This window comes from Pedobacter sp. AC464, assembly GCF_979253075.1.
On the sequence record NZ_CEEDBV010000001.1, the window covers coordinates 611942 to 635691 of the forward strand.

Annotated in this window: 17 protein-coding genes; 4 read left to right on the plus strand and 13 right to left on the minus strand. The window is 38.5% G+C overall.

Annotation, left to right across the window (positions count from 1 at the left end):
• Positions 1-336: 336 nt before the first annotated feature.
• Positions 337-957, minus strand: coding sequence for an L-threonylcarbamoyladenylate synthase (locus tag AC0IWT_RS02600; protein WP_056870513.1), 621 nt, complete (start codon positions 955-957; stop codon positions 337-339).
• 211 nt (positions 958-1168) lie between these two features.
• On the opposite strand from AC0IWT_RS02600, the gene AC0IWT_RS02605 reads away from it, so the two are divergent.
• Positions 1169-2830: an FMN-binding glutamate synthase family protein gene (locus AC0IWT_RS02605; protein WP_471795862.1), complete on the plus strand. Its 1662-nt coding sequence runs from the start codon at positions 1169-1171 to the stop codon at positions 2828-2830.
• A gap of 142 nt (positions 2831-2972) precedes the next feature.
• On the opposite strand, the gene asnS is transcribed toward AC0IWT_RS02605, so the two are convergent.
• The 10 genes from asnS to lpdA all read right to left on the minus strand — a co-directional run bounded on the left by asnS (position 2973) and on the right by lpdA (position 14600).
• On the minus strand, positions 2973-4421 hold the full coding sequence (asnS, locus tag AC0IWT_RS02610; protein ID WP_471795863.1) for an asparagine--tRNA ligase: 1449 nt from the start codon (positions 4419-4421) through the stop codon (positions 2973-2975).
• Between the two features lie 155 nt (positions 4422-4576).
• Entirely contained in the window at positions 4577-6223 is a 1647-nt protein-coding gene (locus AC0IWT_RS02615) for a M28 family metallopeptidase (RefSeq protein ID WP_471795864.1), read from the minus strand.
• Between the two features lie 263 nt (positions 6224-6486).
• A complete protein-coding gene (locus AC0IWT_RS02620) occupies positions 6487-7473 on the minus strand; it encodes a transglutaminase family protein (RefSeq protein WP_471795865.1) in 987 nt (328 codons plus the stop codon).
• 53 nt (positions 7474-7526) lie between these two features.
• Complete coding sequence (locus AC0IWT_RS02625) at positions 7527-8462, minus strand: alpha-E domain-containing protein (protein WP_471795866.1); 936 nt, start codon at positions 8460-8462, stop codon at positions 7527-7529.
• Between the two features lie 10 nt (positions 8463-8472).
• Positions 8473-9921 (minus strand): circularly permuted type 2 ATP-grasp protein, encoded by a 1449-nt coding sequence (locus AC0IWT_RS02630; protein ID WP_471795867.1) that lies wholly within the window; start codon positions 9919-9921, stop codon positions 8473-8475.
• A 549-nt stretch (positions 9922-10470) separates the two neighbouring features.
• A complete protein-coding gene (locus tag AC0IWT_RS02635) occupies positions 10471-10998 on the minus strand; it encodes a ferritin (protein ID WP_056872097.1) in 528 nt (175 codons plus the stop codon).
• A 170-nt stretch (positions 10999-11168) separates the two neighbouring features.
• On the minus strand, positions 11169-11528 hold the full coding sequence (locus AC0IWT_RS02640; RefSeq protein ID WP_056872098.1) for a hypothetical protein: 360 nt from the start codon (positions 11526-11528) through the stop codon (positions 11169-11171).
• Between the two features lie 73 nt (positions 11529-11601).
• On the minus strand, positions 11602-12168 hold the full coding sequence (locus tag AC0IWT_RS02645) for a GNAT family N-acetyltransferase (protein WP_471795868.1): 567 nt from the start codon (positions 12166-12168) through the stop codon (positions 11602-11604).
• On the minus strand, positions 12168-13007 hold the full coding sequence (locus AC0IWT_RS02650) for an MBL fold metallo-hydrolase (protein ID WP_471795869.1): 840 nt from the start codon (positions 13005-13007) through the stop codon (positions 12168-12170). The genes AC0IWT_RS02645 and AC0IWT_RS02650 overlap by 1 nt, the downstream gene beginning before the upstream one ends.
• A gap of 204 nt (positions 13008-13211) precedes the next feature.
• Complete coding sequence (gene lpdA, locus AC0IWT_RS02655) at positions 13212-14600, minus strand: dihydrolipoyl dehydrogenase (RefSeq protein ID WP_471795870.1); 1389 nt, start codon at positions 14598-14600, stop codon at positions 13212-13214.
• A gap of 600 nt (positions 14601-15200) precedes the next feature.
• Here lpdA and AC0IWT_RS02660 point away from each other — a divergent pair.
• Both AC0IWT_RS02660 and AC0IWT_RS02665 read left to right on the plus strand, forming a co-directional pair.
• Positions 15201-18614 carry a TonB-dependent receptor gene (locus AC0IWT_RS02660; RefSeq protein WP_471795871.1) on the plus strand — a complete coding sequence of 1138 codons (3414 nt, stop codon included), beginning with the start codon at positions 15201-15203 and terminating at the stop codon, positions 18612-18614.
• 136 nt (positions 18615-18750) lie between these two features.
• On the plus strand, positions 18751-19029 hold the full coding sequence (locus AC0IWT_RS02665) for a hypothetical protein (RefSeq protein ID WP_471795872.1): 279 nt from the start codon (positions 18751-18753) through the stop codon (positions 19027-19029).
• Positions 19030-19080: 51 nt separating this feature from the next.
• Here AC0IWT_RS02665 and AC0IWT_RS02670 read toward each other — a convergent pair whose 3' ends face one another.
• A complete protein-coding gene (locus AC0IWT_RS02670) occupies positions 19081-20262 on the minus strand; it encodes an AIR synthase-related protein (RefSeq protein WP_471795873.1) in 1182 nt (393 codons plus the stop codon).
• 244 nt (positions 20263-20506) lie between these two features.
• Entirely contained in the window at positions 20507-22681 is a 2175-nt protein-coding gene (locus tag AC0IWT_RS02675) for a glutamine synthetase III family protein (RefSeq protein WP_471795874.1), read from the minus strand.
• Positions 22682-22881: 200 nt separating this feature from the next.
• Between AC0IWT_RS02675 and AC0IWT_RS02680 the strand changes: the two genes are divergently transcribed.
• Positions 22882-23721: an energy transducer TonB gene (locus tag AC0IWT_RS02680; protein ID WP_471795875.1), complete on the plus strand. Its 840-nt coding sequence runs from the start codon at positions 22882-22884 to the stop codon at positions 23719-23721.
• The last annotated feature ends 29 nt before the right edge of the window (positions 23722-23750 follow it).

Genomic DNA, 23750 nt, shown 5'->3' on the forward strand with positions numbered 1-23750 from the left:
GTTTTACCATTCAGATTGTTAAGGATGAAAACTGGATAATTAACCCATCAGGCGAAGGTAAACTCCATTTAAGAGCTTAAATTAAAACGAGATAGGTTGGTAACATTTGACTGGCAAATGGTTGAGCTGGCAAACAGCTTTATGGAAGTAGTTTTTTCGTCATAGGGGATGTTTAGGATGCGAAAATAGGTTTCGAATATTAATTCAATGTTGAGGGGATGTTAAATTAGTTTGTGGTTTGCATAAACGGTAGTTAGCCGTTCATCACATAAATTTATCGATTATAAAGAACATTGTTTCCAATGTTGATAAAAATAGTATAGCGATAGTATTTGATTAAAGAAAATCCTCGATGTTTCCTTTTCCTTCCCGAATAATTTCAAATTCACCTGTGGTACAATCAATAACTGTAGAAGCTTCGTTGTCGCCATACCCGCCATCAATTACAAGGTCTACCAAATCTTCATATTTCTCATGTATTAGTTCTGGGTCTGTAGAATATTCAATCAATTCATCATCATCTTTAATCGATGTAGAAAGAATTGGATTGCCTAATTCTTTAACAATACACCTGGCAATGTTATTATCTGGTACACGGATACCCACAGTTTTTTTGTTGGAGCTTAACAGCTTTGGAACATTGTTATTCGCGTTAAAAATAAAGGTGAAAGGACCTGGCAAAGCTTTCTTTAATATCCTGAAAGTGGTATTGTCTATAGGCTTAATAAAATCAGAAATGTGGCTTAAATCGTGGCAAATGAAAGAAAAATTTGCTTTTTCAGGCTTTATACCTCGTATTCTGGCGATCTTTTCAATCGCTTTTGGATTGGTAATATCGCAACCTAAACCATATACCGTATCTGTTGGATAAATAATTATTCCTCCTTTTCGTAGCACATCAACAACTTGCTCAATAGCTCTTTCGTTGGGATTTTCTGGGTATATTTTGATAAGCATGGTTCAAAAATAACAATTAATGGTGTGAGTTGTTTAAGAACGGTAATAAAGATTCTAAATATCTAGAATAGTTGTACATCGCTTTATTATATTTAATTTTGATGTTTATTGAAAGTTAAATAAGAAATAGATCCGTAACGCCGATTTCTTCCAACTGAAAAATGACTCAATAATCATCTGCAATGCAGATACATACGTAAATTGACAAAACATGAGAAAAGCTTTTGTAGCAATTGCTGCCTTTTTAATTGCCTTAACCATTATGTTGGGCTTGTATCATCCGTTTCTGTGGTGGACATTCCTTTTCACCGGGCCGTTTGTACTTCTTGGTATTTACGATTTGTATCAACCGAAACATAGTATTGTTCGTAATTACCCGGTTTTCGGTCGCCTAAGGTATTTTATGGAAGAGTTGCGACCGAAGGTTTATCAATATTTCGTGGAAAGCGACACGAACGGAACACCTTACAACCGACTTAACCGTTCTTTAATTTATCAAAGGGCAAAAAAGGATAATGATACAATCCCATTCGGAACACAGCTAAACGTTTATGAGAACGGTTACGAGTGGTTGAGCCATAGTATTGCAGCAATATCACACCACGAACTGAACAGTGATCCAAGGGTTTTAGTCGGCGGACCAGCGTGCAAACAACCATATTCGGCAAGCATTTACAATATCTCGGCCATGAGTTTCGGCTCTCTAAGTCAGAATGCAATTTTAGCTTTAAACGGCGGAGCCAAGATGGGAAATTTTGCGCACAATACCGGAGAAGGTGGCATCAGCGATTATCATCGCCAGCCGGGCGGCGATTTAATCTGGCAGATTGGAACAGGCTACTTTGGTTGCAGAAACAATGATGGCACGTTTAATTACGATGCCTATGCCGAGCGGGCTAAAACAGCGCAGGTTAAAATGATAGAAATTAAGTTGTCGCAGGGAGCAAAACCAGGACATGGCGGCATGTTGCCAGCAAAAAAGGTTACGGCTGAAGTTGCGAGAATTCGTTTGGTGCCAGAAGGAAAAGACGTACTGTCGCCACCGGCACACTCTGCATTTAATTCGCCCATCGGTTTATTAGAATTTGTGAAAAAGCTCAGGGATTTATCAGACGGGAAACCTGTTGGGTTTAAATTGTGCATCGGCAGGAAAAGTGAGTTTTATGCAATTTGCAAAGCGATGGTTGAGACTGGCATTTACCCCGACTTTATTACCGTTGATGGTGGCGAGGGTGGAACAGGGGCTGCGCCTCAGGAATTTTCGAACTCTGTCGGTATGCCTTTACGTGAGGGTGTTGCTTTTGTGTATGACGTGCTGAACGGTTTCGATTTAAAGAAACACATAAAAATTATCGCATCGGGCAAGGTGGCTACCGGCTTCGACCTGGTTAAAAACATTGCTTTGGGCGCAGATATGTGCAATGCGGCCCGCGGGATGATGTTCGCTTTGGGTTGTATACAGGCGCTCGAATGTAACAGCAATACCTGCCCCACAGGTGTAGCCACGCAAGATCAGAGTTTAATGAAAGGTTTGGTGGTTGAAGACAAGACTGTTCGTGTAAAGAATTTTCATAACCTAACAGTAGCAAGCGCTGTTGAGTTACTGGGGGCTGCGGGTTTAAGGGAGCCAAGTCAACTCAGCAGGGCATACATTAACAGGCGGGTGAGTCCGAGTGTGATGCAATCCTACCTGGAGAGTTTTCCTTACATACCGGCAGGTAGTTTGTTGCAAACTCCTTATCCAACCCGTTTCGAGTTAGGAATGGCTTTAAGTAGTTCGCAAAGCTTTGCGCCAACAGATTATAAAGTATCGGCAGTAGATTATTCGCATGCGAATCCATATAGCGATACCATGCACGAGGAGGGAAGGTAGATTATTCAGCCTCCTACGAAACTTCAATAGGCCGGTTCCACGAACCACAACACTTCTTATTATCGATACAAAAAAAACCGTTTGAATAGTTCAAACGGTTTTTTTATTATTTTGTCTCTTTTCTTTTAGCTGTTACTACTAACTAAAACTCGGCGTTTTTTGGGAAACGGGGAAAAGCAATTACGTCGCGGATGTTTGTCATTCCCGTCACAAATAAAACGAGGCGTTCGAAACCTAAACCAAAACCGGCATGTGGTGCCGAACCGAAACGGCGGGTATCGAGGTACCACCACAGCTCGTCCTGAGGTATATTCATATCTTCCATACGTTTTGTCAAGCGGTCTAAACGCTCCTCACGCTGTGAACCACCAATCATTTCGCCAATTCCGGGGAATAAAATATCCATTGCCGCAACAGTTTGTCTGCCTTCTGCATCAGGTTCATTCTGGCGCATGTAAAACGACTTAATATCTGCAGGATAATCTGTTAAGATAACCGGTTTTTTAAAATGTTTTTCTACCAGGTATCTCTCGTGTTCACTTTGCAAATCAGCACCCCACTCATCAATTAAATACTTAAATTGTTTTTTCTGATTTGGTTTTGAAGACTTTAAAATTCTAATTGCCTCTGTATAGGTTAAGCGTTCAAACTCATTTGCCAAACAGAAATCGAGTTTTTCCAATAAACTAAATTCGCTGCGCTCATTTTGAGGTTTTTGCTTATCTTCTTCGGCCAAACGGGTATTTAAAAACTCGAGCTCATCCTTGCAATTGTCTAAAGCATATTTAATAACATACTTCATCATATCTTCCGCAAGTTGCATGTTATCCTCCAAATCTGCAAAAGCAACTTCAGGTTCAATCATCCAGAATTCTGCCAAATGGCGAGTTGTGTTCGAGTTTTCGGCTCTAAAGGTTGGGCCAAACGTATAAATCTGCCCGAACGCCATTGCCGCCAATTCACCTTCCAGCTGACCTGAAACCGTCAAGTTGGTAGCACGGGCAAAGAAATCCTGCGAGAAATCTACTTTACCTTCATCCGTACGGGGCGTATTGTCGAAATCTAAAGTTGTTACCTTAAACATCTCACCTGCGCCTTCTGCATCACTAGCGGTAATCACCGGCGTATGCATGTAAACAAATCCGCGTTCGTTGTAAAACTGATGAATAGCGAAAGCCAATGCATGGCGAACCTTAAAAACTGCGTTAAAAGTATTCGTTCTGAAACGTAGGTGTGCGATTTCACGTAAAAACTCCAAGCTGTGCTGTTTAGGCTGAAGAGGGAATTTTTCCGGGTCGCTATCGCCTAAAATTTCAACTGATGTGGCTTTAATTTCTACTGTCTGACCTTTTCCCAACGATTCTACTAATTTTCCTGTTGCGGAAATGGCAGCGCCAGTGGTTATTCTTTTTAACAGCTCATCAGGTAAATTATTAAAATCAATAACTACCTGGATATTGCCCATGCAACTTCCATCATTTAATGCGATAAACTGATTATTACGGAAAGTTCTAACCCATCCCATAACCGTTACTTCTGCGCCAAATGCAGTCGATTTTAATAAATCTTTAATTTGCTGTCTCTTAATCATATCGTATTTGTAAAAGGCGCAAATTTATGAAAAAAATTGAGTTAGATTATTTGAATTGGTTAAATGTTTAAATTGTTAATTCTAATTGACCACCACGCTGCTTTTTTACTGAACAAGTCCTGGCGTCTCTATCAACAAAAAACCTAATGGAACATTTATTTTTGCATCGACTTATCTCTCGCTGCCTTAAACTCCGAACCTGGTTTCCAACCCGGGAAACTTGTTTCGTTGCTCAATTTGTAACCAGCGCTAAATAATATGTTGGCAATTTGTGCAAAGCCACCCACATTCATATCGGTTGTGTAGTTGTCTGATGGTTGATGATAGTCTTTTTCATTGTAAGCTAACCTTTTCTTTTTACCCCAGTCTGCACCATGTTCCTTACTATCGAAACCATTTACAATATCTATTGCCGGCACGCCAACTTTGGCAAAATTAAAATGGTCTGAGCGATAATAGCTACCTGCGCTAGGTCTTGTATCACCAATGGCTTTGAGGTTGTTGGTATTCAGAATTTCAGTTATATAATCTTCTACCTCATTTTGTCCTTTGCCTTTTATGGAGATGTCTTTTGTTTCGCCATAAAATCCAAGCGCATCCATATTTAAATCGGCAACCGTTTTAATGAGTGGGAATAGCGGGTTCAAAGCATAATATTCAGAACCTAACAATCCCTGCTCTTCTGCAGTTACTGCGAGAAAAACGATTGTTCTTTCGGGTTTTACCTTTACATTTTTAAATGCTTTGGCTACAGCAAGCATCGCCGCAATTCCACTTGCATTATCAACCGCTCCGTTGTAAACCGAATCGCCATTAATAGCTTTGCCAATACCCAAGTGGTCCCAATGTGCGGTGTAAATAACAGTTTCATCGGGGCGTTTGCTGCCTGTAATTTTGCCGATTACATTTTGCGATGTAGAATATTTGTATTTGTTCGTTAGCCCAACAGTAACAGATTGGTTCAGATTTACCGCTTTGAAATCTTTCTTTCTTGCATATGCTCTAATGTCGCCAGTGATACCGGCATTTGCCAATAGCTTAGTGGCGGCTTCTTCTGTCATCCAACCTTCCAGTTTGCACCTCGATTTATATTTATCTGCCGCCTGCAAATATAATCTCGAGCCTGTGTTACTACTTGTAATTACCTGCCAGCCGTAACTCGCAGGTTCTGTTTGATGGATAATGATGATGCCGGCTGCGCCCTGTCTTGCCGCTTCTTCAAATTTATAAGTCCAGCGGCCGTAGTAAGTCATGGTATCCCCACGGAAAACTGTTTTGTCGTTCGCCTGAAAACCAGGGTCGCTGATGAGCACTACTACGGTTTTGCCTCTGACATCCAGATTTTTATAGTCGTTCCATTTAAATTCTGGTGCAACGATTCCGTAACCGGCAAAAACCAGTGGAGAGTTCTTAAGCTGTATCGTGTCTTGTGCCCGTCGCGTAAAAGCTACAAAGTCTTTAACTGCCTTAAAGGTTAAGTTTCCTTTTGTGCCGCTAATTTCCATATTTTCTGATGGGGTAGAGGTAACTTCTACCATTGGTACTTTTTGAATGTAGCTTTCTCCATTTCCAGGTTCTACGCCAAGTTTTTTTAATTCTGATGAGATGTAATTAACGGTTTTCGTTTCTCCTTCGGTAAACGGCTTTCGTCCCTGAAGAGAATCGTTAGCCAGCACGGAAATATGCGATTTTATGGTTTCCGAATCAATCGGGCCTAAGTTTTCCGATTGTTTATTTTCTTTACAGTTGGATAATGCAGCAATGCTTAAAACTGCCAGAAATCCTATTTTAGCTTTATTCATGTTATTGTTCATTGGTTCAATAGTTCATTGGTTCATTAGTCATTAGTTTAATGGTTCACCATTACATGATTTCGATTATTGCCGATACGTTATTGATTATTGCTCTTTCCTCATTTATAATTCTCCCATCGGTAATGCAAAAAGTCACCGGATGAATATAAGCAAAATGCACTTATTCATCTGATGACTTTTTTAATTGTTAATAAACTGCAGGATATTTTTTAATCGTAATCGTGTATTATTCCTAAAGCCTTAAATCTTGGTTATTGCTGTTGCTGCTGCTGCATCGCCTCCATATATTGTTGGTAGCTATTTTGTTTTCTGGCCGATGTTACCGTTGCAGATGGCTTGGAGTAATTAACTTCTTTCGGTTGAAAGTAATTTTCATTTTCATTAAAATCTTCATCATTGTAACCAACAGAAACATTCACTTCCATAATATGCTCAAAGCCACCTTTGTAAACGCCTTTAACGGGCGAGCAATCTGTAAAGTTCCGGCCAACTGCAAGCCGGACATGGTTTTCGTTAGCAATGCAGTTGTTCGTCGGGTCTAAGCCAAGCCAACCATATTCAGGCAAAAAAGCTTCGGCCCAGGCGTGTGTTGCACCTTCGCCACGCATACCATCACGGTTGGGGCAAATGTATCCACTCACGTAACGTGCCGGGATGCCTGTTAAGCGTAGCATTGCCGTTAAAACGTGCGCAAAATCCTGGCAAACACCCGCCTTAAGTTTCATTATTTCTTCTATCGTGGTATCAACGGCCGTTATGCCCTTTATGTATTCGAAGGTACTAAATACATGTGCGCAATATTTAATCGCCGTTTGGTAGGGTGTATCTTCCTCAGTTTTTATCGATAAGGCGGTTTCTTTTAACTGGTTTATGCCATCAAAACTTTCCTGACGTAAATAATCGATATACGGAACTTCATGTTTAATGCCCTCCAGGCTATTCCATTGTTCGCTGCTAAACATATTATCCTGCGGAAGCGGCTTTGCAAAAGTTTCTACACTAACTTTCGAAAAGATTTTAAGCTGATTATGCGCTTCATTCTGCGTAAAGGTGCCAACCTCATTTCCATAGTAATCTATAAAAATTTCAATTTCCGGACTGCCTGAAATATTCAGGTCGTGTTGCACAACTTTTTGAAATTCATCCTTTATCGGAAACAAAATAATTTGGTTTGCACTATCCCTAACAGGTAATTCGTACTTGTAATTGGTAATGTGTTTAATTTTAAAAACTGGCATAGATGCTTTTAGTTTATTCTAATTTGTATCTGGACTAATCGGAACGATCAGTTTTATGAATTTGCGAGATAAAATTCATTTAACGAGTTTCCGATGCCGAACAGTTCGGCACGTATCTGTGTTAAATAATCATGTAATTCGGTTTCGCCCATGGTATTTACCGAGCTGTAAGTTATCATACTCCTTAAGCGGCCAATTTTAAATGAAAGGTTATTGTAATGCTCAATGTTGTTTTCACTCTTAAGTCTGCCAAAATATCTTTCTATGTTGTGCATCGAATAGAGCGCCGAGCGAGGAAAGTCGTTGTTTAGCATCACCAATTCGATGATGTTTTTAGCATCAAAACCCTGCCGGTAGGTTTTTAAGTACAATTCATAACCTCCGAGCGATAAAAGAAGGTGCTTCCAATAAGCGATATCGGTAAGTAAATCCGGATTGGTGCTAATCGAACTAAATTTGATGTCTAATATATCTATCGACTGAATGCTGCGTTCCAGGTGTTTGCCAATTTTCATAAAGCTGCGGCTTTCTCCGCGTTCCATTGTACTGTCTGCTGTACCGTGGTATAACATAACCTGCTTTATTAAAATATCCAGCGCCGTAATCGGGTCGTCTTTTTGTACATACCAAAGCAGTTTTTCGTCTTTTACGGTGTGGTAATATTCATTTAAGCATTGCCATAAATCTTTCGGAATGTGTTCCTGAACACTTCTTGCATTTTCTCGGGCAAGCGTAATAATGTTTAAAATTGAATTTGGATTCTCCCGATTTAATAAAAGGTATTCTATTACTGCACGACTATCATGCTGGATGTTCAACAATTCATTTTCATCATCCGAAGAGAAAATTCTGATAACCGGTTTCCAGGTAAATTCCTGAATCGTATCTTGTGATGAGGCGTAATTTATCTTCAGCATGCGCAACATACCATCGCTGCGCTCTACATATCTGCTTAACCAATATAAGCTCGATGCTACTCTACTTAACATATTCCTGTTCTTAAGATGTTAAAACCCATGTATCTTTACTACCACCACCTTGCGAACTGTTAACTACAAGTGAACCTTCTTTTAAAGCGACTCTCGTTAACCCGCCTGGCACTATGGAAATTCCCTCTGGCCCGTTTAGGGCGAAAGGGCGTAAGTCTATCCTTCTGGGTGAAAGCTTCCCGTTGATAAAGCATGGGGCAGAGGAAAGGCTGATGGTTGGCTGAGCAATAAAGTTTCTTGGATCTTTTAAAATCTCCAGCTTATATTCTTCTATTTCCTGTTCGCCGGCGTCGTGGCCCATCAGCATCCCGTAACCGCCGCTGCCGTTAGTTTTTTTAATAACCATCTTGTTTATGTTCGCAAAAACATATTCAAGTTCATCACGGTTACTGAGTTGGTAGGTAGGTACATTTTTTAGGATAGGCTCTTCGTTCAGGTAATATTTTATCATATCGGGAACATAGGTATAAACCGCTTTATCATCAGCAACCCCGTTTCCAACAGCATTTACAATGGCCACATTTCCCTTTCTGTAAGCAGCCATCAATCCTGCAACACCCAGTACGCTGTTCGGGTTAAAAACCAGCGGGTCTAAATAATCATCGTCAACACGGCGGTAAATCACATCGATTTGTTGCAGGCCTGTTGTTGTTTTCATGAAAACCTTTTGATTTTTGACAACTAAGTCGCGGCCTTCTACCAGTTCTACACCCATTAGCCTTGCTAAGGTGGTATGTTCGTAATATGCAGAGTTGTACATGCCAGGGCTCAACATTACGATGGTTGGGTTAGAAACCGCTCTTGGTGAAAGCGCCATAAGGTTCTTATATAAAATGGCCGGATACTCTGTAACGCTCCTTACGCCGCACTGTGGAATTAAATCCGGAAATAGCCTTTTGGTAATTTCGCGATTTTCGAGCATGTAACTCACGCCAGATGGCGTGCGCAGGTTATCTTCAAGGACATAAAACGTTCCATCGTGGTCGCGGATGAGGTCGATGCCTGCAATATGTATGTATATGTCGTGTAAAACGTTTACGTTATGCATTTCCCGCAAAAAATGCGGACAAGAATAAATTACATTGGTCGGAACAATTTTATCTTTTAAAATAAACTGATTGCTATAAACATCTTTAAGAAACAAATTTAGCGCCTTCAGGCGTTGTTTGATTCCTTTTTCGATAAACAACCATTCGTTTGAGGTAATGATACGCGGGATGATATCGAAAGGAAAAATTTTCTCTATTCCTTCACCACTATCATAAACCGTAAAGGTAATGCCCTGGCTCATGAAAAGTTTTTTTGCAAGTTCTTCCTTCTTATTCAGGTTGTCCAGAGATTCTCTGGAAAAATTATTAATGAAATTTGCATAGTGATTTCGAAAATTATCACTATTTAAAAACATTTCATCGTAAGTATTCGGGTGATTTAAGTAATTTTTTATAAAATTTTCTATCATTAGACTTAAATATTTGTTTAAAGTATGATTTTGAACGTATAAAACTTTATTATTTTAACTAAAAATTAAATTATTACGATATTTTTTGTTGAATTAACCTTTTTTACTGGTGAATTTATATTCTATGATTGTTTTAATTGAAAAATTATTCATTTTTTTTAAATTATTATTGTAAATATCAAATAAGTTTGTACATTTGTAATGCTCGTTAATTATTATTATATATTTGGTTTAAAAAAAGCGCTGGTAACGGCGCTTTTTTTATAAGACTTTTAAACACAACATTAATATCAACATAAACCAAACAAACTAAACCAAAAGCTTCCCTAACAGGAAGCTTTTTTTATTTAAAATGGAATGAAATTATAACTGTGGGATGTTTTGTCTGACTAGAACTAACTTTAATCCATCATAGGATGAAGATTAATTTAATGCTTAAGCATTTCTTGAAAGCCGAAGTCGCGATGCACTAACTTTCGGAATAGATTAAACAAAAAAAGCTACCTTAATTTTAATCAAGGTAGCTTTTTAAATATATATATTGCTAAATTATTGTTCTGAATAGGAGATTTTATTAACATGTTTGTCAATTTCCCATCTTCCTGTGCCTTCTTCACCAATTACTTCAAATAACTCTAGTGCCCGGCGAGCCTTGTATTCTTCTTCACGTTGCTCTTTCAAGAACCAATTTAAAAATTCCATGGTAACAAAATCCTGTTCTTTCTGGCACCTTGCGTAAATGTTTTTAAAGCTTTGAGTAATTGCAATTTCTGCTTCCAGTGCATCCTCAAAAACTTCTCTAAAACCGGCAAATTCAGTTTTGATGCCCATAACTTCTGGCGATATTGCGTTTCCGCCCATATCAAGAACATACTTAAACAACTTTAACTGATGTACTCTTTCTTCTTCAGATTGTTTTGCAAAATAATCTGCTGAAAAATCGAAACCATTTTGGTCGCACCAGGATGACATTGATAAATATAATGATGAAGAGTGAGCCTCTTTCTTAATCTGCTGATTTAAAAGTGTTTCAATATCCTGTGATATCAAACTTTTTATACGCATTAAATCTTTCATAATTTCTTTTGCTTAACTAATGATACAAATGTAACACCTTATTAAGCATATTGTGTGGAATATTTACAATATGAAATTAGTCTAAATTGCTCTGAAGCAAGTTTTTGTAATGAGTTTAAATAAAAGAAGGGGAGTGCTAAACTCGTGTAACCAAAAAATCTGAGAAGTTACTAAACCACCAATCTGTTCAAACAATCGTTAACCATGTGGTTAAGTTTAAACATCGTAAAGGTACCTTGAAGCAAATCTTTTAAAGCGATAATTTCTAGCGCACTTAGTAAATAGATGTGGTCGCAGCCATTAAAAGTTACCAGTTCAAAATCTGCTCTTTTGGTATTTAAAAGCAAGGCGTCGATATCAATGCCTTCAACAACTTTTTTTAGCTTTTGTAAAGAGATACAATTATAACGGGCAAACTTTCCGCCGAAATCTACGTAAAAGCAATTAAGCTTATCAGATTGGTAAATAGAACCCTGAGTATTTGAGAATACGTTAATCAGTTCGTTAATATCTACACATGCTTTGTCCATCGACTGCAAAAATTGCTATTATTTAGATTAAATACAAATAAAAGTGTAAATAATTTATTTAAGGCGCTTTACGCTACCGCCGGGAGATTTGGTACACCATATGATAAAACAATTCGCCAAGGAATTCTTTCTTTTTTTGAACTTTGAATTCTTTCTTTTGATAGAGTTTTAGCGCCTTTTCGTTCCCAACTTCAACTAAAAGGCCTGCTTTATCAATTCCAAGTTCCGAAGCCCATTTAATTCCGCCATCAATTAGCTGTTTGCCAATGCCCTTTCCCTGCGCCGCCGGAGCGACACTAATCGTGTCCAGATAAAATTCCCCCGGTTCAGTTTCCGCTTCTGTCGGCAGACTCTGATCATCGCCATCAGCTTGAAGATAAGCAACAAAATTCTTCCTTAACTCGCCAAGCCTCCCGCCGTCATAAGCATTTAACGAGCCTAAAATTTCACCGTTTTCTTCAAAAACCAGAATGTTCTCATAACTATACTGGTTATTACGCCCGGCTATAACTTTTTCGAAAAGTGCCAGTGTTTCTTTGCTATTGCTGGTACGGCTAAATTTATTCGCCAGTTTTCCCATCGCCTGAATAATCAGCGGCGCAATGGCTTTAGCGTCTTCCGGAGTTGCTCTGCGTAGCATTAAATTGCGCTTAACCTAAATGTTTCCGCAACGCGTATGCCTTTCTCGGTCCGTTGCAAAGTGCAACATTCATTCATTGGGTCGTGTTCTAGGTACAAAATGTAATTCTTATCTACTGCTTCTTCCAGAAAAGCCTCTTTTTCGGTCAATGTTGTTAACGGAAACATATCATAAGCCATAACATAGGGGAGTGGTAAATGACCTACGGATGGGAGCAAATCAGCCATGTAAACAATGGTTTTGCCTTTATAATTTATTTTGGGCAGCATCATCGCGTCTGTATGCCCATAAGCAAAGCTGATGTTAATGTTTTCCTGCCACTCGATGTTCTCTTTTTCTTCAATGAATTTTAGCTGTCCGCTTTCTTCAATTGGTAATATATTTTCTTTTAAAAATGATGCCTTTTCCCGGGCATTTGGTTCTACTGCCCATTTCCAGTGCTTTTTATTACTCCAGTATGTTGCATTTTTAAAAGCGGGAATGAGTTGTTCGCCATCTCTGACTACTGCGCCACCAACATGATCGAAATGCAAATGGGTGAGAAATACATCGGTTATATCGGAGGTGCTGAAACCCAGGTTCGACAGCGATTTAGCGATTGTATCATCGCCATGCAAATAATAATGACTGAAAAATTTCTCGTTCTGTTTGTTGCCAATTCCCGTATCTACCAAAGTAAGTTTGTTTCCATCCTCAATTAAAAGGCACCGCATGGCCCAGGTACAAAGGTTATTGGCATCAGCCGGATTAGTTTTTTGCCAAATCGCTTTTGGAACAACGCCAAACATTGCACCGCCGTCAAGTTTAAAGAAGCCTGTATTTATGGTGTGAAGTTTCATTTATTAATATTTAGTATCTGTTTTTGAGTAGCCTTATTGCGTATTGAATATTACCCAGCAGAGGTGTTAAGTTAGTTAGAATTATACGTTGAAATCGGATAAAAATAAGAAAACCCTTTAGAATTAACTAAAGGGTTTTGTAAATGATGGCGTGTCTATTTTAGGTCCTCATTTCAACTTTGGCCTAATGATAAACCCTTTATCTTATAAATGTATCACTTCACCATAAGCATCGGCCGCGGCCTCCATAATGGCTTCGCTCATTGTTGGGTGCGGGTGAACAGATTTAATCATTTCATGTCCGGTTGTTTCTAACTTGCGTGCTACTACAATTTCAGCGATCATTTCTGTAACATTTGTTCCGATCATGTGCGCACCTAATAATTCGCCGTATTTAGCATCGAAAATTAGCTTAACAAAACCATCTTTTGCACCGGCAGCACTCGCTTTTCCCGATGCAGAGAACGGAAACTTACCAATTTTTAATTCGTATCCAGCTGCTTTTGCTGCTTTTTCAGTGTAACCTACAGAAGCAATTTCTGGTGTGCAATAAGTACAGCCCGGAATGTTGTTATAATCTAACGGTTCAACATGCTGACCGGCAATTTTTTCTACGCAGATAATGCCTTCGGCAGACGCTACGTGTGCCAGTGCTTGTCCGCCCACTACATCACCAATTGCATAATATCCTTTTACCGATGTATTGTAAAATTCATCTGTAACAATTTTACCTTTTTCAGTTTTGATGCCAGTTTCTTCCAAACCGATGTTTTCGATGTTTGCTACAATGCCTGCAGCAGAAAGCACGATATCAGCCTCGATAGTTTGCATACCTGAAGCAGTTTTGATAGATACTTTGCAGCCAGCGCCACTTGTATCAACGGCCTCAACCGATGCTGAAGTCAGAACGTCGATGCCAACTTTCTTTAAGCTGCGCAACAATTGTTTCGAAACATCTTCATCTTCTACCGGAACAACATTTTCCATAAATTCTACAATAGTTACCTTAGTTCCCATTGTAGCGTAGAAGTATGCAAATTCGACACCAATGGCGCCTGAGCCGACAACAACCATACTTTTTGGTAATTCTGGCAATACCATTGCCTGGCGGTAGCCAATTATTTTTTTACCATCTTGCTTCAAATTAGGCAGCTCCCTTGAGCGGGCGCCAGTTGCAATAATGATGTTTTTTGCAGTTAATTCTTTTTGAGAACCATCAGCACCCTTAACCTCCAGCTTGTTGCCCGGCTTTAATTTGCCGATGCCCATTATTACGTCAATTTTATTTTTCTTCATTAAAAACTGAACGCCTTTACTCATGCCATCGGCAACGCCACGGCTACGTTTTACAACAGCAGCAAAATCGGCTGTTGCGCCTGCAGTTGTAATTCCGTAATCAGCTGCATGATTAATATATTCGAAAACCTGAGCACTCTTTAAAAGTGCTTTAGTAGGGATACAACCCCAGTTTAAACAAATACCACCTAATGATTCACGCTCTACAATTGCAACTTTAAGTCCTAATTGTGAAGCTCTGATTGCAGCTACATAGCCACCTGGGCCGCTGCCTAAAACAATAACGTCGTAGTTCATATCTATATTAAAGAGATTTCTTTTATTATTTCTTTCTGTAATCTCCGGGGAGGAGAAGGCTCTGTTATCAGATTTCCCTCGCATCGATATTGTATCTCTGCATTACTTTTTAAAACTTGCGTTTTTATAATCCCCAAAACTAAAAAAAAAATGTTAATTGGGTTGGTGATTATTAAGATACAATGTAAAAATGCCAAAAATTACAATCAGCGCAGATTTTAAATATTATGAAGTCTGTTAGGAATGGTAATTAGTAAAGTATTTTATTATTGATTAAGCCCTAAGATGATGTGAGATAACCCAAAATCAGACGATTTTGCGCTGTAAATTTTTGAATTTTTAAATTCCTGCGTTTTTATATGAATTATTTACAGGCGAAATGAGCGTTTTTTGCTGAAAATTTATAGAAACGATCAAGCTGTTGATAAACTGAAAGTTAAGGCCATTAAATTGGATGTTAATTGTTGAAAAGTTTTGCTCGATTTAATAATTATTTAACATTGGATGTTAAAATGTGTTAAAAATTAATAAGTACATTTGCGCCATAAAATCTTTCCCGATTTATTATTCAAACAAAAAAACAAATTTAAAAATCAAAGTATGAAGAAATCTTTACTTTTAAGATTAGTACTTGTTATTGTGGCTGTTGTAGGCCTTACCTTTAGTGTTAATGCGCAGGTTACTACATCGTCTATGACAGGAACCATTAAGGATGACAAAGGAACGCTTCCTGGTGCGAGCATTAAAGCAACGCACACACCTACCGGAACAGTTTACACCGTATCTACGAACAACGATGGTCGTTTTACAATTGGTGCAATGCGGGTTGGTGGTCCTTACACCATTGAAGTGAGTTTTGTTGGTTTTAAACCGTCAAAATTAACTGATGTTTATTTAAAAATAGGTGAGCCTTATGTTGTTAACGTTACTTTAATAGACAACAGCTCAACTTTATCAGAAGTAAAAATTGTTGGTCAAAGTGCTAACAGTATTTTAAATTCAAACAAAAACGGAACTTCTACCGTAATTGCCAGACAACAAATTCAATCACTACCAACCATTACACGTAGTGTAAACGATTTAACCCGTTTAACTCCGCAAGCTAATGGTCAATCTATCGGTGGTGGTAATTACCGTTCGAATAACTTTACAGTGGATGGCGCTAACTTTAACAACCAATTTGGTATTGGCCAGAACATCCCTGCCGGCGGTTCTCCAATTTCAATTGATGCGTTAGAGCAAATCTCAATCAATGTTACTCCGTACGATGTTCGTCAAACAGGTTTTACTGGTGGTTCTGTTAGTGCGGTAACACGTTCTGGTACTAACACTTTTCAGGGTAACGCATTTTATACTATGCGTGGTGAAGAAAATCAAGGTAGAAGAATTGGCGAAACTTATAGAATTCCTGCGAGTGCAATTCAAAAATTAGATGAAAAAAATTACGGCTTCAGTTTAGGTGGTCCAATCATCAAAGATAAATTGTTCTTTTTTGTTAATTACGAGAAGAAACACACCATTCAGCCAGGAACTACTAGAATTGCTTCAACTCCGGGCTTAACTTATGGTGCACCAGGTTCGCCAAATACTGTTGTTCAAGCACCTGCATCTCTTTTAAACGAAATCTCTTCGTATTTATTAAACAATTATGGATACGCTACTGGTCCGTACCAGGGCTATTCAAATGTTAGCGATAACGAGAAAATGTTTGCTCGTTTAGACTGGAATATTTCTAAAAACCACCGTTTCAGCGTTCGTTACAACCAGGTAGAAAGTCAAAGCCCTTCATCGGCAAGTACTTCTGTAACTAACTCTGGGGTAACCGGTACTTTAGCTTACAACAATTCAAGATCTGGAACAGCTAATAACGCTGGTTTGCCTTTCTTCAATTCTAACTATTACCAGGCCGCTAACTTATACTCTGCAGTAGCCGAGTTAAACTCGAATTTTGGCAGTAAGGTTACTAACGTAGCCCGTGTTACTTATTCACACCAGAATGACCCAAGAAATTCTGATAGTGCACCATTTCCGTTAGTTGATATATTAGATGGTACACAGACTGCAACTTCTGCAAATGCTGGTAACGTACTAACTACTTTCGGTTATGAGCCATTCACTTATGGTAACCTGAGAGATGTTAAAGGTTACACTTATAGTGATGATTTAAGTTTAGCATTAGGTAAACACAACATTACTTTAGGCTTGCAGGCAGAGTTAAGTACAACAACCAATGGATTCCAACGTTTCGGAACCGGTTTTTACACTTTCAGATCATGGGATGATTTCAAAAATAATGCAAAACCACTTCAATATTCAGTAACTTATCCTTTAACTGCTGATGGTTCTCAAGCTTTTCCAAGTTTTAAGTTTGCTCAGTATTCAGCATATTTACAGGATGAGTTTACTGTAACTGATCGTTTGAAGTTAACTGCGGGTATCCGTTTCGAACAAGCAACGTATCCTAACTCACCGGGTATTTTAACACATCCACTAGTAGCTGCACAAACATTTGCAGAAGGTAGAAAAGTGGATACCGGCGTATTGCCAGAGAATAGAATTTCTTATTCTCCAAGGTTTGGTTTTAACTGGGATGTAAACGGAGATCGTTCGTTACAAGTTCGCGGTGGATCGGGTATTTTTACTGGTCGCGTGCCATTTGTATGGATCGTTTCACAATCTAGTGATGCTGGTTTATTACAGTATTTACAAACTTATTCTAGCGCTAACGGCGGAACTGTTCCATCATTTAATCCAAGCATTGCGCCTAACTTACTTACTGCAACTAAACCAGCTGCAGGTACTAGTATCCCGGGAACAATTAGTGTAATGTCTCCTGATTTAAAGTTTCCTCAAACATGGAAATCAAGTTTAGCATTTGATGTTAAATTGCCATTCGGTATCGTGGGAACGTTAGAAGGTATTTACGGTAAAGATTTGAATGTAGCTGTTGCCAGAAACATCAACTTAGTTGACCCAACTGTAACTAATATCGCGGGTTTCCCGGATAACAGACCTTTATATCCAAATTCAGTTGCCGGAAGACAAGTAGTTGACATCAACTCTGCTGGATTACCAGTAGCAAATGCAACTTCTACTTTAAACGTTACTGAAATGACTAATGCAAAGGGTGGTTATAACTGGCAAGCAACTGCACAGTTAACAAAACAATTCTCAAACGGTATTGCTGCAATGATTGCTTACACCCGTTCTGACCAACGTAACTATGGTGATGGAGCAGGAGATCAATTAGGTAACTTATGGTCAATCCCAGCTACGTCTACAAATCCAAATACACCAACCTTAAGTTATTCTCAAAACTTAAACCCTGATCGTATCATTGCAAACATTTCTTATAGAAAAGAATATTTGAAAAACCTTTCAACCTCTATTTCATTATTTTATGAAGGTTCTCAGCAAGGTAGATATTCTTACGTTTATGGAGCTGATTATAACAGAGACGGTGTTAACGGAAACGATTTAATTTATATTCCAAGAGACGCTTCGGAAATGAATTTTGTCGCTGTTCCTACAAACTTGGTAACTTCTACCAACGCTGCTGGTGTGGTTACAACAAGAGCATATCCAAGATCGTATACAGCTGCTGAACAAGCTTCTATTTTTGACGCTTACATTTCTCAAGATCCTTATTTAAGTAAACACAGAGGTGAGTATGCAGAGCGTAATGCAGCAAAATCTCCTTGGAGAAATCAATTCGATTTAAGAATTACACAACAGGTGTTTAAAAACTTCGGTAAAACCAAAAATAGTTTTGAGTTCACTGCTGATATTTTCAACGTAGGTAACTTGCTAAACCGTAAATGGGGTAACGTAAACTTCGTGAATAACGCTTCAATTTTGGTACCTCAAAATCCAGCGCAAATCAACGGAACAACAAAACCAACATTTATTTTGGGTGCAGCACAAGGTGACATTGTAAGAGATACTTTCGGTACTTCGCAAACAATTTCATCAACTTACTACATGCAGTTTGGTGTTCGTTATAACTTTAATTAATTCTGAAGTCTTAGAATAATAAAGAGTCCCGATGTAAATCGGGACTTTTTTTATGCCTCAAATTTTCTTAAAACCTTTTCTGTTCTTAACGATTATATAATTAGACAATCTTTTTTAATAACTAAATTCTAATTCGATGAGCAGTTCAAAGCAAACTCATGACCATGCTGAAATAAAAGCATGGGCGGAAAAACATGGTGGCGTACCGTCCGTTGTGGCAGATACGGAAAAAGGCGGCGGTGGTGTTTTAAGAATCCACTTCCCTAAACACAGTGATAGTAAATCTGATTTAAAAGAAACGGATTGGGATACCTTTTTTGAAACGTTTGATAAGAATAAGCTGGATTTCCTATACCAGGATAAAAAGGCAGATGGCGAAGAAAGCACTTTTCACAAATTTGTAGAAAGGGCATAAAAAAATCCTTACAGATTAACTCTGTAAGGATTTTTTTATTTTAACTGATAACTAGTTATATATGAAAGTTCCTTTTTCGCTCTCTATTGTAACTTGTTTTTTGTCGCTCTTTTCTACATGGCCAATAATTTGCGCATCAATATTGAAGCTTTTTGAAATCTCAATTATATTTTGGGCAATTTCCTGTGGCACGTACAGCTCCATTCTATGGCCCATATTAAATACCTTGTACATTTCTTGCCAATCTGTTCCGGATTCTTCCTGTATCAACGCAAATAAGGGTGGCACAGGAAATAAATTATCTTTTATAACGTGGACATCATCGTTAACAAAATGCAACACTTTAGTTTGTGCACCTCCACTACAATGTACAAGTCCATCAATTTGATTGCGATGAGCCTCAAGTATTTTTTTAATAACCGGGGCATAAGTGCGGGTAGGCGATAAGACCAATTTGCCAGCTGTAATTTTGCCGAAACCATCAACTTCTATCTCATCAGTAAGGCTTTTATTTCCAGAAAAAACTAAATCGAGAGGAACAGCCGGGTCGAAACTCTCCGGGAAAGTGTTCGCCACGTTTTTATTAAAAACATCGTGACGGGCAGATGTGAGTCCGTTAGAGCCCATGCCACCGTTGTATTCCGTTTCGTAAGTTGCCTGTCCATATGAGGCCAGGCCTACTATAACATTCCCTGGTTTGATGTTATCGTTACTAATAACGTCTGAGCGTTTCATACGGCATGTAACCGTCGAATCAACGATTATGGTTCTTACAAGGTCGCCAACATCTGCAGTTTCTCCACCCGTAGAAAAAATTGAAATTCCTTGTTCGCGTAAGTCGGTTAAAATTTCCTCGGTGCCGTTAATTACTGCGCCAATTACTTCGCCAGGAATAAGATTTTTATTACGACCGATGGTTGATGACAGCAGTATATTGTCTGTTGCACCAACGCAGATTAAATCGTCAATGTTCATGATGATAGCATCTTGTGCGATGCCTTTCCAAACTGAAATATCGTTAGTTTCTTTCCAGTAAACATAAGCTAAAGACGATTTTGTACCTGCGCCATCGGCGTGCATGATGTTACAATATGCTTCATCACCGCCCAGAATGTCAGGAATTATTTTGCAGAATGCTTTTGGAAAAATTCCTTTGTCGATGTTTTGGATGGCATTGTGCACATCTTCCTTTGAGGCAGAAACGCCACGTTGATTGTACCTGTTATCACTCATGTTGGCGCAAAGATAGTGAATAGAGGTAAAAGGTAGAAGGTAAAAGGTAAAAGGTTTTCGCAGGAAGAAAAAAACTATTTAGAAAGCTAAAAGATATGCGACAACTGAGCTCGTTAGTAATCCGGGCTAGTTCACATTTCAGAGCGCCAAACAAATCCAAGAGGTAGAATCCTTAAATCATGATAAAAAAAAGGGCGTAAAGTGTAAACTTTACGCCCTGTACTTAACCCTTAAGGGTTAAATGTTATTTTAAAAATAATAACTCTCTGAATTTTGGTAAAGGCCAAACGCTATCATCAACGATTTGCTCTAATTTATCGGCATGGTAACGGATAACTTCGAAATACGTTTTAACTTTCTCATCATAAGCGATAGCTTTCTCACGAGTGTCTTCAATTTTGTTGGTCACTTTACGTTCTTCCAACATCGCGTCGATATTTGACTTAACAATTTCAAGGTGTTCAGAAACTTTCTTAACAATGTCTAAAGAAACTTTATTCTCAATGCCAATTTCTTTTAGGCCTTTAACATTTGCAATTAACGAATTCTGATAAGCGATTGCGGCAGGAATAATTGCAGTATTTGCAACTTCGCCCATTACACGAGCCTCAATCTGAAGTTTTTTGTAGAAGTTTTCCAGCATAATTTCATGGCGGGCATGAATTTCACGTTTGCTGTAGATACCTGTTGTGTTAAATAAATCTGCAGATTTTTCTGTTAAGTAAGCATCTAAAGCTTTAGGCGTAGTTTTAATGTTTGATAAACCGCGTGCTGCTGCCTCATCTTCCCACTCCTGACTATAACCGTTGCCTTCGAAACGAATTGATTTAGATTCTTTAATGTATTTTTTGATTACAGTTAGTAAAGCGATGTCTTTTTTATCACCTTTTTTAATCAGTTTATCTACTTCTACCTTAAATTTAACTAACTGCTCGGCCATAATTGCGTTCAGGATAGTCATTGGTGCAGATGAGTTAGCTGAAGAACCTACAGCCCTTAACTCAAATTTATTACCTGTAAAGGCGAAAGGAGAAGTACGGTTACGGTCGGTATTATCTAATAAAATTTGAGGAATTTTAGGAATACCTAACCACAATGCATTGTCTTCTTTAATTTTTTTGCTGATGCGTGAGTGCTCAATTTCGTCTAATACATCATTTAACTGAGAGCCTAAGAAAATTGAAATGATTGCTGGCGGCGCCTCGTTAGCACCTAAACGATGATCATTGCTTACTGATGCAATACTGGCACGCAATAAGTCTGCATGTTCGCTAACCGCTTTAATGGTGTTAACAAAGAAAGCAAGGAACATTAAGTTATTTTTTGGTGTTTTGCCCGGCGCTAATAAATTTTTACCAGTATCAGTAATTAACGACCAGTTATTGTGTTTTCCAGAACCGTTTATGCCTGCGTAAGGTTTCTCGTGTAGCAATACACGGAAATGATGACGACGTGCAACTTTTTCCATCAAATCCATCAATAATTGATTGTGATCGATTGCCAGGTTGATTTCTTCGTAAATAGGCGCACACTCGAATTGAGAAGGAGCAACCTCGTTGTGACGGGTTTTTAATGGAATACCTAATTTTAAAGCTTCATTCTCAAAATCTACCATGTAAGTGAAAACACGTTCAGGAATAGAACCGAAATAATGATCTTCTAATTGCTGGCCTTTGGCAGACATATGTCCGAATAAGGTACGTCCAGTTAACAATAAATCCGGACGAGCATTAAATAAGGATTCATCAACCAGAAAATATTCCTGCTCGATACCTAATGAAGCGTTTACTTTAGTGATGCTTTTATCAAAATATTGACAAACATCAACAGCAGCTTTATCAAGCGCAGCCAATGCTTTTAACAATGGTGCTTTATAATCCAGGGCTTCTCCTGTATATGATACGAAAACTGTAGGGATACAAAGTGTTTTACCTGCTTTGCTTTCCATTATAAATGCAGGCGAAGAAGGATCCCAGGCGGTGTAACCACGAGCTTCGAAGGTATTACGAATGCCACCATTAGGGAAACTAGAAGCATCTGGCTCTTGTTGAACCAATGCGCTGCCTGCAAATTTTTCGATTGCACCGTCGCCGCTAGGCTCAAAAAATGAATCGTGCTTTTCTGCAGTTGTTCCTGTTAAAGGCTGGAACCAGTGTGTATAATGCGTTGCGCCTGCGCTCATTGCCCATGCTTTCATAGCTGTTGCAATTTGGTTGGCATCATCAGTATTAATTAATTCACCTTGGTTGATGGATGATATTAATTTCTCATACACGTCTTTAGATAAGAAATCTCTCATTTTTCTCTTATCAAATACATTAGAGCCAAAAAAGTCAGAAATTTTTGCTGATGGTGATTTAACTTCTGGTGAAATTCTGTTTTGAGCCTCTTTTAATGCGATGGTTCTTAAGCTTTTCATTAATTTGTTATGTTTTTTGTCAAAAATACTATATTTTATTAATTTTTATGAAACATTTCGGTGAAATAATTAAAATTTATAGAAAATGAAATAAAAAAATGTTTTCGAGATTAAATTTTTCAATTTTCATAAAAAATGGAGATTTTTTAATTTTTATGGAATTGATGTTGGTATCACATCATGCTATAAACTCAAAAACTATGTTCAACTCATTAATTAACGTATACAAGATCGAGTGGCTCGATATTGTATTTGCAGGCAGAAACAAAAGTTACGGTGCCTATGTGCTTAGGTCGCAATCATCGTCGATTATAACTAAATCACTGCTGATTGCCAGTAGTGCCTTCATTTTATTTTTTGTTGGTCCGATGGCTTACAATAAGCTCTTCCCGTCCGAAATTACTCAGACACCGATAACCAAGACAATCGTTCTCGATGATGTTATTCACAGCATGAAAAAACCCGAGCCAGAAAAAAAAGTGGAACCCAAAAAGGCTGAGCCCGTAAAAGTTAAAACAGTTGCGGTACCATCAAACGTTGTGGTTGTAGATAGGGTTGATTTGCCAGAACCACCAACGATAAAAGAGATTGAAAACGCCGTTGTGAGCAATAAAACACAAGACGGCGAAATTAAACCCAACTTAGTGACGAATACGAATACTGGAAACGGAAATACTGAGGGCTTGAGTAAGGAAGGAGATGGCAATAAGGCCGATACCGAAATTTATATTCCCGGTGGCGTTGATGAATATCCTGAGTTTACCGGTGGCATGAAGGCCTGGGCAAAATATATGGAGCGTAACTTAAAGTATCCTTACCAGGCTCAGGAAGCGAATATTCAGGGCAAAGTATTCATCAGCTTCGTTGTAGAAAAAGACGGTTCGATAACCGATGTTCAGGTTATAAAAGGAATTGGTTTTGGTTGCGATGAAGAAGCTGTTAAAGTAATCAAGAAATCACCATTATGGAAAGCAGGAAAAAACAAAGGCGTTCCGGTTAGGGTAAGGTACAATATGCCAATTAATTTTAATTTAATGTAAAGGTATACTTTGATGGGAGCGTGTTTAAG